The organism is Luteimonas campi (assembly GCF_051162505.1).
In the GTDB taxonomy this organism is placed as follows: domain Bacteria; phylum Pseudomonadota; class Gammaproteobacteria; order Xanthomonadales; family Xanthomonadaceae; genus Luteimonas.
Genome location: NZ_JBNWEM010000002.1, coordinates 59,404 through 74,052 on the forward strand (window position 1 = coordinate 59,404; position 14,649 = coordinate 74,052).

A 14,649-nucleotide genomic window follows, 5' to 3' on the forward strand; every position below is an offset into this window, starting at 1 on the left:
TGCAAAGCTTAAATTAGGTATTGCATCAGGTGCCCGGGCGGGCTAGGCTGTCCCGGCCACAACACAGTCCTCCGGCATCGCCGGATTGCGCGGGAAACCAGCCGGTTTCCCGTTTTTTTGCAGCGATCGAGGCAGGCACGGGCGACGCCCTCTCCGGGCGTCTTGGCCTGGGTGCCAGCCCCCTGGCGCAGGGGCCTGCAGGCCGGCGCATGAGCCGGCCTGCGGCGAAAGCCGGCCACCCTAGGGTCGACCCCGGGTATCGGCCCGCAAGCGCCCGTCGTAGCGTGGGGAAACCACCGGCCCGACGGACCGGCCCAGACCGCGGGGTGTCGCCATGTCCTTCCCCTCGCTGCACGATGCCCTGTCGTCCCTGCTTCCCGGCGCCCGCGGCGGCCCGGAATGGCTGTTGCGCGCCGGCCTGCCAGGGCTGGTCGACGATGTGGACCACGATGACCGTCGTGGCGATCCGGCACGGGGCAATGGACCGCCCGACGTGGACGCCGATGCGATCTCGCGCCCGCCCCACGCGACCGAGAGCGGCGGCGGAGGCTTCCGGCACGCGCATGCCGAGGTCGGCATTCCGCCGCAGGCGCGGCAGGCGATGTCCGAGGCGCTGCGCGGGCCGGCGTCGCAACCGCTCGCGCCGCCCCCGGCCCAGTGGGACGCTTCGCTGCAGGCGCTGGCGCGCGAACTGCAGCAACTGCCGCCCAGCGTGATCCGTCAGCTCGGCGACGCGCTGTCCAGCAATCCTGCCGCGCTGCGCGCCCTGCCCGCGCAGCCCGAAGCGCTCGCCACCGTGCTGGCGTGGGGCGCTCCCGAGGCCGGACCGCCCATGCACGCCGCCGGCGCGGAGGCGCGCCGCCTGGCGCAGGGCGGCGAAGCCGCGCCTGCGGGCCGGGGCGGTCCCGAACCGGAAGGCCGCGAGTGGCGACTGGCGACGTCTGCGGGCACCGTGCCGGAGGCCCGCACCAGCGACCCGAGGAGCGTGGCCGCCGCGCTCGAGTCGCGCATCGCCATGGCCGGCAGCGAGGCCCGGCCGGGCCAGCCCGCCGAGGCGCAGCAGGCGCGCGGTTCGGATCCGGCCCTGGCTGGCACGGTCCGTGGGCAAGGCGCAACCGAGCTATCCATGCCTGCGACGGCGCTGCGCGCGGATCCCCAGTCGGCCACCCATCCAGCCGGTGCCCCAACCGCCGCCACTCAGGCCCCTACGACGGCGCATCCGGAGGGCTGGCCGATGCCGGGCGCGCGCGCAGAAGCGGCCGGCACCGCGGCCGAACGCGGTGCGCAGGCGCCTGGCCTGGGAGCGCTGGGCGGGGTCGCGGCCGGCGTGACCCTGGCCGCCGTCGCCACGCCCGCCGGCACGACCCATGCGCATGCACCCGACAGTGCCGTGCGGGCGCGCGGCGCGGAGGACGCACAAGGCCGCCGGCGCAAACGCGGCGACGCGGATGGCGAGGGCCATGGCGGAAAAGACAATGGGCGTGGACAGGGCGGCCAGCATGCCCCCGGTACCAAGGCAGATCGTGCCGGAGCTGCCGCGCCCTCCGCCGCAGCAGCCACCGCCGGCCAGGCGGCGGGCGCGTCCCTCGCCAATGACGCGACTGCGGCGACTGGCGCAGCGACGACAGGCGCGACGGCCGCCCGCGCAGACGAGCTCGGAAGCCCCGAGGCCACCGCCCTCGCCGCGCGTTCGCCGCTCCAGGCCGGCCCCCAGCCGCCCGGAGGCGCGATGGGGCACACGGGTGCGGCGCAGCCCCATCAGCAGACGCCGGAGAGGATCGCGGCCGGCGCTCCGGAACAGGCCCCCGAGGCCCTGCAGTCGCGCCATCGGCAATGGCTGTACTGGTCGCTGATCGTGGTGACCTACGCCTGCCTGGGCCTGGCCCTGGCCACGGTGGCGCCGGAGCTGTCCGGCCTGCCCATCGCCCAGGAATCGCTGGGGCTCTGGCGCAATGGATTGACCGGCGTGGGCCTGCTCACCGGGCTGTGGGCCTGGCAGCTCGCACGCCGCATGCGCTGAGGCCTGCGGGCCGCGGCGTCAGCGGGACGACGCCGACTCGCGCGTGTCGAGCGGCGGAAGCCGGGCGACATCGCCATCGCGCAGGTCGATACCGTGCTCCGACAGGAACTCGGCTGCCACCTGCTCGCCATAGCGGCGCAGTGCGTCGGACTGGCGCGTCTGCAGCAGCGTTCCGTATTCCCGACTGCGGATCGCGGTCAGGAGCGTGGCGCGGTCGGCGGCCTCCTGCCGGGCGGCTTCCCCGGCCGACGCCAGTCCCGCCATCAGCGACGAGGACGCGACCGTCTGCCGAATCGCGGGCAGTTGCTCCGGCCGTACCCGGTCGCGGTTGACCACCGCCCAGTGCACGGCGTGGTGCAGGGCCAGCACATCCAGCAGGTCGTCGCGATCGAGCCCGAGCGCGTCCATTGCCGCTCCTGTCTCCCGGAACGCACTGCCGTCTTCCAGCATGGCCCGCAGCCCCTCTGAGGTGGCCTGCTCCAGCGGACGGTAGTCGCGCAGGAACGCCTGCACGACCTCGCCGCGGACCGCAGCCGACTGCCGCAGCCGGGTGCCCGGCCGCCTTGCGGAAGAAGCGTCGTCCCAGCCTTCGCGATACAGACGCTCGAACTCGGCATCGAACGCCGGTGCCTGTGTCTGAGCAGACACCCGCGCCACGGTGTCCGCGGGCGCGGTACGGGCCGGGTCGCCGTCAGCGGGCGTGTCCGACGGTGCCACACCGCAGCCCGGGAGGGCCCACCCTGCCAGCAGCGCCACCAGGACCGAAGCGCGGCCGCTTTTCCCCAGTGCGCGTGCGCGCAAACCTGCGGGCTGCTTTCCAGGACTCATCGCCCGGGCATCATCCATTGCACCGCGGCACCGCCACGGGAACGCGCTACTGGCCGTAGCGTGCGCGGACCTGAGCGCCGTCGCGGCGCCCCAGCTCGGTGGCGACCTGTCGCAGCCAGCGGTCGGCGCTGGGCCGGCCATCGTCGCGCACGCGCCGTTCGTACTCCGGCAACAGCTCGGCGCGCCGCCGATCGATCATGCGCCGCAGGTCCTGCTCGAGCGCCGCCTGGTCCACCCGCGCACCAGCCCGGGGAGCCGCATCGGCCATCACCTTGCCACCGTTCTTCCGCCGCAGTGCCTCACGGTCGACCCAGTCCGGGCCATCGCCCGTGCTCTGGTTGCGCATCAGCGTGTGCTGCTGCATCAGGCTGGCCTGCCCACCGGCGTCGAACTGCGCATGCACTGGCGCAAACATGCACGCACCGGCCAACAGGGCTGCAGGGAGTACGGCATAGCGCCGGACCGGCGCGCGCGTCATTGGCTGCATGACTTCCTCCTGACGGATCGACGTGCCGAACCTAGCACCGCGAGGATTAACACCCCGCAAAAAGCGCACAGGCGGTGCGGCGCGGATACGACGACGGCGGGCATTGCCCGCCGTCGCGCGAGGCGCTGGGTTGGCCCAGCACCGTCTCCCGCTTACTGCTTGCGGGCCACCTGGGCCAGGCCCTCGCCCACGGACTTGATCGCGGTGGATACCGCCTGCGCGGTCTGCGAGAAGATCTGCGACTGGACCTGGAACTCGGTCATGGCCGCCATGTATTCCTCCGACTGCTGCTTGGCATCGCTGTCGTAGGTGCGCTCCATGGTCTGCTGCGCATCGATCATCTTGCCCACGCGCGAGGCGAGCATCTTGCCCATCGCGGCGGCCAGCGCCTCGAACCAGGAGCCGCCCTTGCCGGGCTTCATGTCGGCGGAATTGACTTCGCCGCTCTCGATGCGCGACGTGAACATGTGCAGGACGTAATTCTCGGTCATGACGGTAATCCTTCTGAAGATTCGAATCGGACGTGCCGGAGGTTTCCGGCGATTGCTCAAGTGCGGAACCTGCGCTTCAGTCCGATCCGGGCGGCCCGCGCAGGCGCCGCGACCGTGACCTGGTAATGGATTGCTTGCCCGCGACCGGGCCGTCGTCGATCGTCGCGCCCGCACCGTGCGTGGGCGCGTGGCCCGCGCGCTGCGAGGCCAGCCACTCCATGGCCGCGCGTTCTCCATCGCGCTCGATGCGCCGCGCGAGTTCGAGCGCCACCTGGGCATCGCGGCTGTGCAGCACGCTCCCTGCTTCGCCGAACTGCCGGATCAGGTTCTCGCGCTCATCGCCGTCCAGCAATCCTTCGCTGGCCAGGCTCTCGAGCGTGTCGACCCAGGCCGTGCGGTCGATCGTACTGGTCGCCGGCCGCAGATCCGCGCCGCTGACCGCCTTGCGCATGTGCTCGATGACGAAGTCCAGATCCTCGTCGTCACCCGGCTGCGCGGTGGCGCGCAGCGATTGTTCGAGCAGGTCGAAGATCTCGCGCTGGGTGTCGGACGCCGCAACCGCCGCCTCCGCCTCGGGCGCGCTGGAGGCCGCAGTGGCCGCGATCCCACCCATGCCGGCATGCACCTGCGCGCCGCCGAGGGCGGGACGGGCTGCTGCTCTGCGGGGCGGGCGGATGGCCATGGGCCAGGAATCCTTGGTTCGCCGTGCGGTGGAGATTCGAGTGTCCCGCCGCTCCGGGGCGGCGACAACTGGGGCCGACCCGAGGTCAGGCCGGCGCGGACGGCTGGCTGAGCGCGGGGATGGTCTGGAACAACTGCCGCATGCGCGTGCCTTCGCGACGCCCGAGGGCTTCGGCGGCTTCGGACAGCCAGGTCCGGGCCGCATCCTGCCCTTCGCGGTCCGTCCGCTCGCGGAATTCGGCTTCCAGGCGGGTCTTCTCGACCTTCAGGTCGGCGAGCAGGGTGTCGTACTGGCGCAGGATCGCGGCCTCGTCGGCCATGTCCAGGCTCCCCTGCGCACGCAGTTCGGCCAGGGTCTCGACGAACTCGCCACGACTCAGCGGCAGGTCGGGCGCCTGCGCGCCCGCGGCCGGCGACGATGTGCGTTCGGACGTCACCGCCTCACGCGCGAACGCCGATGCGTTCGCAGGCGGGGCGCTGTCTTCGTGCCGGGTCTGTACACGCTGGGGTGGGCGTCTTGCCATGCTCTGCACCGTCATCCGGAAAAGGAAGCAGCGGCCGGCAATGCCGGCCGCTGCAACAGGACACGCCGATCAGGCGCCGACGGCATCCAGGAAGCCGTTGCTGAAGGCGGAATTGAACACGCTGTCGAATGCGGAATTGCCCGAGCCGCCCGACTCGCTGAGGACGGAACTGACGATGCCGCCCGCCAGCTGACCAAGCATCGGGTTGCCGGTATAGGCCGTGACCACGGCACTGACCACGGAGGAAAGAACGTCGCTGAGGCCGCTGAGGAAGCTCATGGGGGTGACTCCTGTCTGAAGTTGGGATCGATTCTTCGCATATCGCTGGTCCGCGCCCTGGAGTCTGTTGAGAGCGCCTCCCGCGGCCAAGCTGGGGCGTTCCCGACCTGGGGCGAACCCTGGTGTCAGCCGTCGAAATGCGGATCAATCTCCAGCGTGCCGAGGTTCTGTTCGGCAAAGCGCCTGGCCAGGGCCGGCCCGGCCTCGCGGATGGCGTCGTAGCTGTCGCGCGAGCGGACATTGGCGCGCAGGCGCCAGCCTTCGGCGGTGCGGCTCAGCAGCAGGTCGGTGCCGGGCAGGGTCGCGTCGGACATGCGCAGCAGCACCTGGCCATCGCCGGCGCCCGTTGCCGTGCCGTCGACCGCAAGCTGGCGGACGTGGCGTTCGAGCATCTCGGCCAGCGCGCGTCCGCTGGCCATCGGCTGCGGGGGCGGCGCGCTCGCCGCCATGCCGGACGCGTCGCGCAAGGCGGCCTGCGCCTGCATCATGGCCAGCAGGTCCGCGCCGTCGATGGCGTTGGCGCTCATGCCATGGTGATCGGCACCACCCTCCTGCTGGCCGCGCCCCTCCACCGCGCGCAGTGCGGCCTGGTCGTCGGCGCGCTGGGCCGCCGCGTGGGACGCGAGGCGTCCCGACTCCGATGCGCCGGGCCGCGCCTCCTGCAGCTGGCGCTCCTGCGGCAGGCCCGGGCGCCCCTCCTGGCGACCGTTCTGCATCAGCTGGCGGAAGCGGTCGACCTGTTCCTTCGCGGGCGCTTCGCGTGGCCGGTCGAGCGGGCGCTCGGCATCGGCCTGGCGCGTGTTCTGCGCCGGGCGGTTGGAGATCGATGAACTGCCGGGATGATCGATACCCATGCGTGCATTCCTCAATGTCGACTGCGGCTGAAGTGGGCGGCCTGCACCAGGTCGGCGGCCGCGTCCTCTTCGCGACGGGCCTCCAGCGCCACCATCTCGCCGCGCCAGACGCCCTTGCGCTTTTCCAGCGCGTCCTCGCGCGCCTTGGCGCGAAAGAATTCCTGCATGGCCGCGGCCAGCGCCTGTTCGGCCTGCTGCAGCTTCTGCCGGGCCTGCTGCAGGCGCTGCTGCGCCGCCTGCTCCTGCTCGCCCAGCCAGTCGATGTGGGCCTCGCGCTGCTCCAGCGCCAGCGGAAACGGAATGCCGGGGGGCGGCGGCTCCATCATCCGCAGCCGCTGGCCCGCCCGTTCGCTGCGCAGCCGGGCGATCTCCTGGTCGATGCGATCGCAGGCGTCGCGGCATTCGCGCACCGCGCGCTGCCTCTCCACCACCACCAGGCGCGCCTTCTCGGTGCGGTGCGCGCGCAGCTGCAGCAGTTGCTGCAGCGGGTAGCGCTTTCGCGCGGCGCCGCTCATGCGAACAGTTTCCGCAGCGTGTCGGAGGACTGGGCGAACGGCACCAGCTCGTCAGAAGGCTGCTGCAGCAGCTTGCGCACCGGTCCGATGCGCTCGATCGCGAAGTCCGCGTCCGGATCGCTGCCGCGCTTGTATTCGCCCAGCTGCAGCAGCAGCTCGATGTCCTGGTGCTTGGCCAGGACCTTGCGCAGCTGCCCGGCGGCGCGCAGGTGCGCCTGGTCGACCACGCGCGGCATGGTGCGGCTGAGGCTGGTGAGCACGTCGATCGCGGGATAGTGGTAGGCCGCGGCCAGCTTGCGCGACAGGACGATGTGGCCGTCGAGGATCGAGCGCACTTCCTCGACGATCGGATCGCCGCCGTCCTCGTCTTCGGCCAATACGGTGTAGAAGGCGGTGATGCTGCCGGTCTCGTTGTTGCCGGCGCGCTCGAACAGCCGCGGCAGGGCGCTGAATACCGACGGCGGGAAACCGCGTCGCGCAGGCGGTTCGCCGATCGCCAGGCCGACGTCGCGCAACGCGCGCGCGAAGCGGGTCACCGAATCGAGCAGCAGCAGCACGCGCTTGCCCTGGTCGCGGAAATGCTCGGCGATGGCGGTGCCCACCCAGGCCGCGCGGCTGCGCTCGAGCGCGGGCCGATCGGAGGTGGCGACCACGATCACCGACTTCGCCAGCCCGGCCTCGCCGAGGTTGTCGTGGATGAATTCGTTGACCTCGCGGCCGCGCTCGCCCACCAACACGATCACGTTGACGTCGGCGTCGCCGCCGCGCGCGAGCATCCCCAGCAGGGTGCTCTTGCCGCCGCCGGCGACGGCGAAGATACCCACGCGCTGGCCCTCGCCCGCGGTCATCACCGCATCGATCGCACGCACGCCCGTGGAGAAGGGCCGCGCGATCAGGTTGCGCGTGAGCGGATTGGGCGACGCGGCGTAGATCGGCATCTCGACGCCGCCTCCCACCGGGCCGCCCCTGTCGATCGGCTCGCCATGCGCATCCAGGATCCTGCCGAGCAGGCCGGGGCCGGCGCGCACCGACGCCTGGCGGCCGCTGGCCACGATCTCGGTGGTGGCCGAAATGCCGTCGAGTGCGCCCAGCGGTGTGAGCAGGGTGTGCTGCCGCGACACGCCGACCACTTCGGCGGCGAGGTTGAAGTTGGGGTCGCCATCGCCCGGCGGATTGCGCAGATGGCACAGTTCCCCGATCGCGGCCTTGAGGCCGGTCGCGCGGATCAGGGTGCCGTAGGCCTCGACCACGCGGCCGACGCGCTGGATGGATTTCACCCCGGCCAGGGCGCTCAGCAGGGGATCGAGGGTCGCCTCGTCCTGCGCCTGCGCCAGCGGGCCGGGCAATGTCATCGTTCCGCCGCCGCCACGCCGACGCCGGCCAGCGCGGTCCGGATCGCCTCGATCTGCTGGGCGACGCCGGCGCGCACCTCGCCCGCCTCCGAAACCACCACGCAGCTGAGCGGGTCCAGGCTTTCGTCGTCCACCAGTTCGATCACGCCCACCGCGGGATGCGCCTGGCGGACCGCGCCCAGGCCCGACTGGACCGAACCCCGCACGTCGGGATGCACGCGGATGAGCAGGAACTGCTCGGCCTGCGCGGCTTCGACCGCCTGCATCACCAGCGGCGGCACCACGCTGGCCGCATCGAAGCCCGGCGCGATGCGGGCGACGATGGCACAGGCCAGCTCGGAGATCCGGCCCGCCGCCTCCCCCAGCACGCGCGCACGGCGCTCGTTGAGCGAGGTGAGCTGCTGGGTCATCTGTTGCTGGGCGCGCCGCAGGCCCTCGGCAAAGCCTTCGGCATGCCCGGCGTCGCGCGCCTGCGCGATCCCGGCCTCGACCTCGTCGTAAAGTGCATTGACCCGCTCGAGCAGGGCGTCGAGTTCCTCGAGCCTGGCCAGGTGCTGCGGCTTGAGCACGCGCGCCGAGAGCGACCGCTCGAATGCGCGCCGCTCGAAGATCGCGACGCTGCCGCCGCCGGCGGGCGCCGCGGATGCTTCCGTGCCGAGGGCCTCGGCCGATGTCGCGCTAGTCTCCATCGCGCCCCTCATGGTGCGATACGACCACCAGCAGCGCCTTTTCCGGCAGATGCGCGGGCGCGGCATCCTCGCGCGCGTGCAGCAGCCGCGTCCAGTCCGCGAGCGGATGATCGCGGCACTGGGCCCAGGCCAGCAGCTCGCCCCGTCCCTGCCGGTCGAGCACCTCGCCCAGCAAGGCCGGATCGGAGAGGAAGCGCGGATCCGCCAGCAGCGCTTCCCAGCACGAGGACAGGCGGGCGTGGACGCCAGGCTCAACGCGCCCGTCCCAGATCGAACGGTCCAAGGCGAGCAGATAGCTGTTGCCAAGGCTGCGCCGCAGCCAGCGCACCGGTTCGCGACGGACTTCGGCCCGGATCAGCGGCGCGTGCGCCAGCACGCCCAGGTCGCGCACGAGCGCCTGCAGCCGCGACCGCGGCCAGCGGCGCAGGATCGCGGTGCTGGCCTTCGCGCCCGGCGCCGGGGCGAACAACCCGTCCATGTGCGTGGCCGGCAGCGCACGCAGCAGCAGCCGCCGGCCCAGGCTGCTGGCGCGCGCCTGCGCGCACAGCTGCGGGTCCAGCCCGCCCTGCGTGTCGACTGCGTGCCAGCCGGGGTGGAATTCGCCGAGCAGTGCCTGCAGCGACATGTCGCGCCTCAGCCGTTCCAGAGCCTGCCGCTGTCGGCCGCGGACTCGCGCAGGCGCCGCTGCCGGAACTTGCCCCACGCGGCCCAGACCAGGCCCAGCAACGCCAGCACGCCCAGACCCAGGCCGATCGAGGTAGCGTTGGCGGCCGACATCGCCGCCGGCGCCGCCGTTCTCTGCGGTACCGCGGGCGCGCCGGGCATGGGCACGAATTCCACCGACACCTTGTTGATGTCCTCCAGGCCTTCGATGCCGTCCTTGACCACGGTCTTGATCCGCGTCTGCAGATTTTCGAGGTTGGCGCCGGGCTGCTGGAAGATCACCACCGATGCGGAGGAATCGCCGTCCTCGCCTCCGAGCGGATCGCGACGCGCCAGCGCGATGTGCACGCGGGCGTCGACCACCCCCGGGTAACCCGCCAAGGTACGCGCCAGCTCCTGCTGCCGGCTGCACAGGTAGCGCGCGTTCTCCTCGATCGAGGACGAGGCGATGCCTTCCTTCTTGAACACATCGCACATCGACACGTACTGCTGCCGCGGCAGGCCGCGGGCCTGCAGCACCTGCATGGCGTGGGAGAAATCCGCGCGGTCGACCCGGATCTCCCAGCCGGTCTTGCTCAATGAGGTCCGCTTCTCCGCATCGACACCGGCCGACAGCAGCGCGGCGAAGACCTCGTTGGCCTGCCGCTCCTCCAGATCCCCGTACATGGTGACCCGGGTGCAGGCCGCGAGCATCAGGCAGGCCAGCACGATGCCTGCGCGGACCAGCCCGGCCCGGCCGCGGTGGAAACGGGAAAGATCCATCAGCGGCGCTCCGCGTAGGTCAGGACTGCTGCCGGAAGAGCTGCTGCACACCATCGGACGTGCGGTTGGCCACATTGGACGTGAGCTGCGACTGGAACAGGAACTGATGGCATTGCATCGTCATCTCCAGCATCTGCCCAGGCGTCATCTCGGTGGCGCTTGCGGACATGGCGCGCGACAGGTCCTCGATCTTGCTGGCGGCGCCATTGAGGCTGTCGAACGCGTTGACCATCATCCTGGCGGTCGCCGATTGGCCCTCCGCCACCGGCGCGACCGACGGGGCGGTTGCGTCGTTGCGCACGGATCCCGCGCCGCCGGCGCGCTCGAGCGCCTGCGCGAACTCGCGGACATCCACCGCCGCGGCCTGTGGCTGCAGTGCGGGTGCCGCGGCCGGATTGGCGGCCGCGTCCATTGCCGCGACCTGGATTGCATCGATCATCTGGCTTGCTCCTGGTACCTGCGCCGGGGGGCGCGCTGCCTGCCATCGACCGCCACCGCCCTCGCCCCGCGACGCTGCGCCGCGGTCGCCGGGCATGCGGCGATTACTGCTTCCTGGCGACTGCGCTCAGCGACTCGGCCACGCTGTTCTGCGAGGTCGCGGCGTTGTTGGACATGAACTGCATCTTGAGGCTGGCCGCGGTCAGCGCCACCATCTGCGAAGGCTGGTCCGAACCGGTGCCGATCTGGTCGGACAGGGAGGTGATCTCGGACGCCTGCGCATCGAGCGTCTGCCCCCACGCGCGCGACATCGCTTCGTACCAGCTGGTGCCGCCGGATGCGCTGCTGCGCGTGCCGGACGGGCCGCCCGGTCCATTGGCGAACGTCGCCACGCCAACGAACTGGTTGATGAGGTTGTTGTCGGTCGGGATCGTCATCGCGATGACTCCTTGTGCATGCGAGGCGCGCGCCTCTGGGGGATTCGGGGGAAACGGACCGGTTGCACCTGCGGGCGGTCACGCCTGGACTGTAGCGGATAAATGCGTCGGCCAATCGTCACCTAGGGTTTACCGCAGGGGGTGTTCACATCGTGTCTGCGGCGCCTCGCTGCCGCCCGCGCTGCAGCGGCGCAGCCGACGCGGCCAGGCCGGACACGGACCCGACCGCGGGCTTCTTCTCCGCCGATTCGGCCCCGCCTTCGGCCGCTGGCACGGGCGCGGGCGCGGGCGCCGGCGCGGGCGCGGGCGACGGCGTCAGCTTCACCAGGGTGCCGTCTGCCTGGATGACATGGGCGAACTGCCCGATCGAGACCAGTTCGCCCCAGCCGGGCACCGTGGCGCCGTCGTGGTACACGTTGCCGTCCGCGTCGACGATGTGCGGGGTTTCGCCACGCACGATCGAGACGATGTGCGCCTTGCCCTCGGCTGCAGCGGGGGCCGCGTCGGCCATCGCATCGGCGGCCGGCTGCCGGAGGTTCACCGGTTCGACCTTGTTCACACCGGTCTCGACCATCGCGCGCGAGGTGAGGAAGTCGTGCAGCGCCTGCTGGTCGTCGCCGAGATCGCCGGTCACGCGGACGTTGTTGTTGCCGAGATAATCCGCGCGGACCGCGTAACCGCCTGTGCGCATCACCTCGGCCACGTCGACGGCCAGGTCCTGGCCGCTGCGCAGGGCGACACTGCCTTGCAGGCCCTCCTCGGCGATGCGCGACTGCAGGCGCGCGCGCGTGCTGCCATCGTCCACGGTACCCGACAGCACGGCGCGGCCGTCGACATCCTGGCGGATCTCCACGTCGCTGACCTTGAACTCGCGAGCCAGCTCGCGCAGCCGCTGCTCCACGTCGACCGCAGGCGGCGGCGCCGGCATCAGGGCCGCGGCGATCGCGAGCGCCGACAGCGCCAGCACCGCAACGCCCGCGATCAGCGGCATGCGGCTGGCGAACGCCGGCCGTCGCCGGGCCATCGGCGCGTCCACGCCCGGGGCCGGCGCGAGGCTCAACCACTCGGCCGCATCGGCGCGGCCAAAGGCGATCGCGGCCTCGCCGAGCGCGATCCGCTGCACCTGCGCGACCTCGACCGGGTCGCCCGGATGCAGGGTGCCGCCGGGCAGCTGCAGCGGCGCATCGAGCGCACGCAGGTGGAAGCGCCCGTCGACGACGTTCAGCAGTGCATGGTGCGGCGCCACGCCCAGGTCGGCCAGCACCACGTCGCAGTCGTCGCCGCTGCCGATGAGCACCATCTCGCGCCGCGACAGCGGACGCGAGGCGCCTGCATGCAGGCCGGCGACGATGCGCAGCACCGCCTCATGGTCGCTGGAAGGGGAAGTCTCTGTCTCGGGGGATGACATCGGATCGGGCTCCTGCGGGCGGGGGATCCCACGGGATGGTCATGGAACAGGACACCGTCGAAGGCAGGTCAGGCATTGATCTGCCCTGCCTGGACGATGCGGAGGTCAGGTGCGAGCTCCTGGTAGGACAGCACCGGGAGATCGAAGAAATCCACTTCCAGCAGCTTGCGCAGATGCCGGCGCACGTCGAGCGAGCACAGCAGCACCGGGCGCACGCCGGGCGCCTGCCGCGCCAGGTGCGCGCGCACCTCGTTGCCCAGGCGCGCGGCGAGCTCCGGCGAGATCGCCAGCTGGCTGGCGCCGCCGGCCACGCGCACCGACTGGCGCAGCTTGTCCTCGAGCTCGGGATGGATCAGCAGCACGTGCAGGTTGCGGTCGGCATCCGACCAGCGTTCGGCGATCTCGCGCTTGAGCGCCACGCGCACGTACTCGGTCAGCAGCACCACGTCCTTCTCACGGCTGCCGACGTCGGTGATCGCCTCGAACGCGTCGCGCAGGTTGCGGATCGGCACGCCCTCCTCGGCGAGCCGGCGCAGGACGTCCGCCACCCGCTGCGGCGCCACTACGCGCAGCATCTCCTTCACCAGGTCCGGATAGTCGCGCTGCATCTTGCCGAACAGGTTGGACGTTTCCTGGATGCCGAGGAAACTGCCCAGGCGGCGGCGCAGGGCTACGTCCAGGTGCAGCGACAGCAGGTCCAGCGGCGCCAGCGCGCCCTCGCCCGCCGCTTCGCTCCAGCGCCCGTGCAGCACGGGAAAGAAACCCGGCAGCGCATCGGCGCCCGGCGCCTGCGCGACGAAACCGCCGCTGCGCGGCAGGCGTCCCGACGCCACGCGCGCGCCATGCGCGCTGAGCCGGTACTCGCCCTCGTCCAGCGACGCCGACACGCGCACCACGGGCACCGGCACCGGCACGCCGAATTCGTCGCGCACCCGGCGCGCGGCCTCGGAAGCGCGCGCGCGCGGCGGCTCCTGCCCAACGACTGCGGCCAGCGTCGGCGACAGTTCGAGCAGCAGCGGCGGCGGCGGCGCAAACTCGTCAGTCTCCACCGGCTTGAGCGCGGCGGTGATCTCCTCGTCGCTGATCCGGAACATGCGCCGCAGGCTCTCGAACTCGTAGCGATAGCGCCAGGCGCTGTAGCCCAGCAGCGCCACGCCCAGCACCAGGAACACCGGCCAGGGGAAGCCGGGCACCAGGGTCATCAGCAGCGCCAGCAGGCCGGTGATCAGCGCCACGCGCGGCTGCGCACCGACCTGGCGGCTGATCGCGTCGCCGAGGTGGCGGTCGTCGATCTCGCCGGTGGTGCGGGTGACCACCAGGCCCGCGGCCATCGTCGCGAGGATGGCGGGAATCTGCGAGACCAGCCCGTCGCCGATGGTCAGGATGCTGTAGGTGTGCGTGGCCTGGGCCAGGCTCATGTCCTTCTGCAGCACGCCGATCGCCAGGCCGCCCAGCAGGTTGACCAGGATGATGACGATGCCGCAGATGGCGTCGCCCTTGACGAACTTCATGGCACCGTCGAGCGAGCCGTGCAGCTGGCTTTCGGTCTCGAGCAGGCGGCGCTTGCGGCGCGCCTCGTCCTTGTCGATCAGCCCGGCGCGCAGGTCAGAATCGATCGACAACTGCTTGCCGGGCATGGCGTCGAGGGTGAAGCGTGCCGCCACCTCGGCCACGCGCTCGGAGCCCTTGGCGATGACGATGAACTGCACCACAGTGATGATCAGGAACACCACCAGGCCGACCACCAGGTTGTTGCCCGCCACCAGGGTGCCGAAGGTCTCGACGATGTGGCCGCCGTCGGCGTGCAGCAGGATGGACTTGGTGATCGCGATCGAGATCGCGAGCCGGAACAGCGTGGTCAGCAGCAGCACGCTGGGAAAGCTGGAGAACGCCACCGGGTTGGGAATGTAGATGCCCAGCAGCAGCAGACCGAAGCCGATCGAGATGTTGACCGCCACCAGCGCGTCGATGACCACCAGCGGCAGCGGCAGGATCATCACGCTGATGATCAGCACGGCGCCGAAGGCGAGGATCACGTCGCTGTAGCCGAGCCCCTTGCGGGGCGCGGCGCCGTCGGGAGCGGCGAACAGGGTGTTCAACCAGCTGCGTACGCTTGTGGTCATCCATGGCCCTCGGGGGAAGGGGCGTCGACGACGCGGGACGCGGACGTCGCGGTCGTTCCGTCGCATCGGGGGCTGCGCGCGGATCGGGATCGCGGTGA

General features: G+C 71.5%; 17 protein-coding genes. 1 reads left to right on the forward strand and 16 read right to left on the reverse strand.

All coding sequences use genetic code 11. From position 1 onward, the window contains the following. Positions 1-334 precede the first annotated feature (334 nt). Positions 335-2,020 carry a serine/threonine-protein kinase gene (locus ACQYVW_RS05400; RefSeq protein ID WP_434946288.1) on the forward strand — a complete coding sequence of 562 codons (1,686 nt, stop codon included), beginning with the start codon at positions 335-337 and terminating at the stop codon, positions 2,018-2,020. Between the two features lie 18 nt (positions 2,021-2,038). On the opposite strand, the gene ACQYVW_RS05405 is transcribed toward ACQYVW_RS05400, so the two are convergent. From ACQYVW_RS05405 to ACQYVW_RS05480, 16 genes are all read right to left on the reverse strand, one after another. Continuing rightward, complete coding sequence (locus ACQYVW_RS05405) at positions 2,039-2,668, reverse strand: hypothetical protein (RefSeq protein WP_434946289.1); 630 nt, start codon at positions 2,666-2,668, stop codon at positions 2,039-2,041. Positions 2,669-2,894: 226 nt separating this feature from the next. Then, positions 2,895-3,263 (reverse strand): hypothetical protein, encoded by a 369-nt coding sequence (locus ACQYVW_RS05410; RefSeq protein WP_434946290.1) that lies wholly within the window; start codon positions 3,261-3,263, stop codon positions 2,895-2,897. 224 nt (positions 3,264-3,487) lie between these two features. Then, positions 3,488-3,826, reverse strand: a complete 339-nt coding sequence (locus ACQYVW_RS05415) for a hypothetical protein (protein WP_434934886.1) — start codon at positions 3,824-3,826, stop codon at positions 3,488-3,490. 76 nt (positions 3,827-3,902) lie between these two features. Next, positions 3,903-4,439 carry a hypothetical protein gene (locus tag ACQYVW_RS05420; protein WP_434946291.1) on the reverse strand — a complete coding sequence of 179 codons (537 nt, stop codon included), beginning with the start codon at positions 4,437-4,439 and terminating at the stop codon, positions 3,903-3,905. 154 nt (positions 4,440-4,593) lie between these two features. Beyond that, positions 4,594-4,944: a hypothetical protein gene (locus ACQYVW_RS05425; RefSeq protein WP_434934882.1), complete on the reverse strand. Its 351-nt coding sequence runs from the start codon at positions 4,942-4,944 to the stop codon at positions 4,594-4,596. A gap of 156 nt (positions 4,945-5,100) precedes the next feature. Beyond that, positions 5,101-5,310: a hypothetical protein gene (locus tag ACQYVW_RS05430; RefSeq protein WP_434934880.1), complete on the reverse strand. Its 210-nt coding sequence runs from the start codon at positions 5,308-5,310 to the stop codon at positions 5,101-5,103. 125 nt (positions 5,311-5,435) lie between these two features. After that, positions 5,436-6,164: a type III secretion HpaP family protein gene (locus tag ACQYVW_RS05435; RefSeq protein ID WP_434946292.1), complete on the reverse strand. Its 729-nt coding sequence runs from the start codon at positions 6,162-6,164 to the stop codon at positions 5,436-5,438. An 11-nt stretch (positions 6,165-6,175) separates the two neighbouring features. Next, a complete protein-coding gene (locus ACQYVW_RS05440; RefSeq protein ID WP_434946293.1) occupies positions 6,176-6,679 on the reverse strand; it encodes a hypothetical protein in 504 nt (167 codons plus the stop codon). Beyond that, entirely contained in the window at positions 6,676-8,031 is a 1,356-nt protein-coding gene (locus ACQYVW_RS05445) for a FliI/YscN family ATPase (protein WP_434946294.1), read from the reverse strand. The genes ACQYVW_RS05440 and ACQYVW_RS05445 overlap by 4 nt, the downstream gene beginning before the upstream one ends. Beyond that, the gene (locus ACQYVW_RS05450) at positions 8,028-8,720 is read right to left on the reverse strand and encodes a FliH/SctL family protein (protein ID WP_434934873.1); all 693 of its coding nucleotides are present in this window, start codon (positions 8,718-8,720) and stop codon (positions 8,028-8,030) included. The genes ACQYVW_RS05445 and ACQYVW_RS05450 overlap by 4 nt, the downstream gene beginning before the upstream one ends. Next, positions 8,710-9,345 (reverse strand): hypothetical protein, encoded by a 636-nt coding sequence (locus ACQYVW_RS05455; protein ID WP_434946295.1) that lies wholly within the window; start codon positions 9,343-9,345, stop codon positions 8,710-8,712. The genes ACQYVW_RS05450 and ACQYVW_RS05455 overlap by 11 nt, the downstream gene beginning before the upstream one ends. 8 nt (positions 9,346-9,353) lie before the next feature. Further along, positions 9,354-10,145 carry a type III secretion system inner membrane ring lipoprotein SctJ gene (sctJ, locus tag ACQYVW_RS05460; protein ID WP_434946296.1) on the reverse strand — a complete coding sequence of 264 codons (792 nt, stop codon included), beginning with the start codon at positions 10,143-10,145 and terminating at the stop codon, positions 9,354-9,356. Between the two features lie 19 nt (positions 10,146-10,164). Continuing rightward, on the reverse strand, positions 10,165-10,557 hold the full coding sequence (locus tag ACQYVW_RS05465; protein WP_434934868.1) for an EscF/YscF/HrpA family type III secretion system needle major subunit: 393 nt from the start codon (positions 10,555-10,557) through the stop codon (positions 10,165-10,167). Between the two features lie 130 nt (positions 10,558-10,687). Then, a complete protein-coding gene (locus tag ACQYVW_RS05470) occupies positions 10,688-11,020 on the reverse strand; it encodes a hypothetical protein (protein WP_434946297.1) in 333 nt (110 codons plus the stop codon). 145 nt (positions 11,021-11,165) lie between these two features. After that, positions 11,166-12,428 carry an FHA domain-containing protein gene (locus tag ACQYVW_RS05475; RefSeq protein WP_434946298.1) on the reverse strand — a complete coding sequence of 421 codons (1,263 nt, stop codon included), beginning with the start codon at positions 12,426-12,428 and terminating at the stop codon, positions 11,166-11,168. A gap of 68 nt (positions 12,429-12,496) precedes the next feature. Beyond that, positions 12,497-14,551, reverse strand: a complete 2,055-nt coding sequence (locus ACQYVW_RS05480; RefSeq protein WP_434934862.1) for an FHIPEP family type III secretion protein — start codon at positions 14,549-14,551, stop codon at positions 12,497-12,499. Positions 14,552-14,649: the final 98 nt, after the last annotated feature.

Excerpts from the sequence above, each read along its gene's own strand:
- ACQYVW_RS05400 (WP_434946288.1), top strand. The coding sequence starts at position 335 with ATGTCCTTCCCCTCGCTGCACGATGCCCTGTCGTCCCTGCTTCCCGGC.
- ACQYVW_RS05410 (WP_434946290.1), bottom strand. The coding sequence starts at position 3,263 with ATGTTTGCGCCAGTGCATGCGCAGTTCGACGCCGGTGGGCAGGCCAGC.
- ACQYVW_RS05415 (WP_434934886.1), bottom strand. The coding sequence starts at position 3,826 with ATGACCGAGAATTACGTCCTGCACATGTTCACGTCGCGCATCGAGAGC.
- ACQYVW_RS05420 (WP_434946291.1), bottom strand. The coding sequence starts at position 4,439 with ATGGGTGGGATCGCGGCCACTGCGGCCTCCAGCGCGCCCGAGGCGGAG.
- ACQYVW_RS05430 (WP_434934880.1), bottom strand. The coding sequence starts at position 5,310 with ATGAGCTTCCTCAGCGGCCTCAGCGACGTTCTTTCCTCCGTGGTCAGT.
- ACQYVW_RS05435 (WP_434946292.1), bottom strand. The coding sequence starts at position 6,164 with ATGGGTATCGATCATCCCGGCAGTTCATCGATCTCCAACCGCCCGGCG.
- ACQYVW_RS05440 (WP_434946293.1), bottom strand. The coding sequence starts at position 6,679 with ATGAGCGGCGCCGCGCGAAAGCGCTACCCGCTGCAGCAACTGCTGCAG.
- ACQYVW_RS05445 (WP_434946294.1), bottom strand. The coding sequence starts at position 8,031 with ATGACATTGCCCGGCCCGCTGGCGCAGGCGCAGGACGAGGCGACCCTC.
- ACQYVW_RS05450 (WP_434934873.1), bottom strand. The coding sequence starts at position 8,720 with ATGGAGACTAGCGCGACATCGGCCGAGGCCCTCGGCACGGAAGCATCC.
- ACQYVW_RS05455 (WP_434946295.1), bottom strand. The coding sequence starts at position 9,345 with ATGTCGCTGCAGGCACTGCTCGGCGAATTCCACCCCGGCTGGCACGCA.
- sctJ (WP_434946296.1), bottom strand. The coding sequence starts at position 10,145 with ATGGATCTTTCCCGTTTCCACCGCGGCCGGGCCGGGCTGGTCCGCGCA.
- ACQYVW_RS05465 (WP_434934868.1), bottom strand. The coding sequence starts at position 10,557 with ATGGACGCGGCCGCCAATCCGGCCGCGGCACCCGCACTGCAGCCACAG.
- ACQYVW_RS05470 (WP_434946297.1), bottom strand. The coding sequence starts at position 11,020 with ATGACGATCCCGACCGACAACAACCTCATCAACCAGTTCGTTGGCGTG.
- ACQYVW_RS05475 (WP_434946298.1), bottom strand. The coding sequence starts at position 12,428 with ATGTCATCCCCCGAGACAGAGACTTCCCCTTCCAGCGACCATGAGGCG.
- ACQYVW_RS05480 (WP_434934862.1), bottom strand. The coding sequence starts at position 14,551 with ATGACCACAAGCGTACGCAGCTGGTTGAACACCCTGTTCGCCGCTCCC.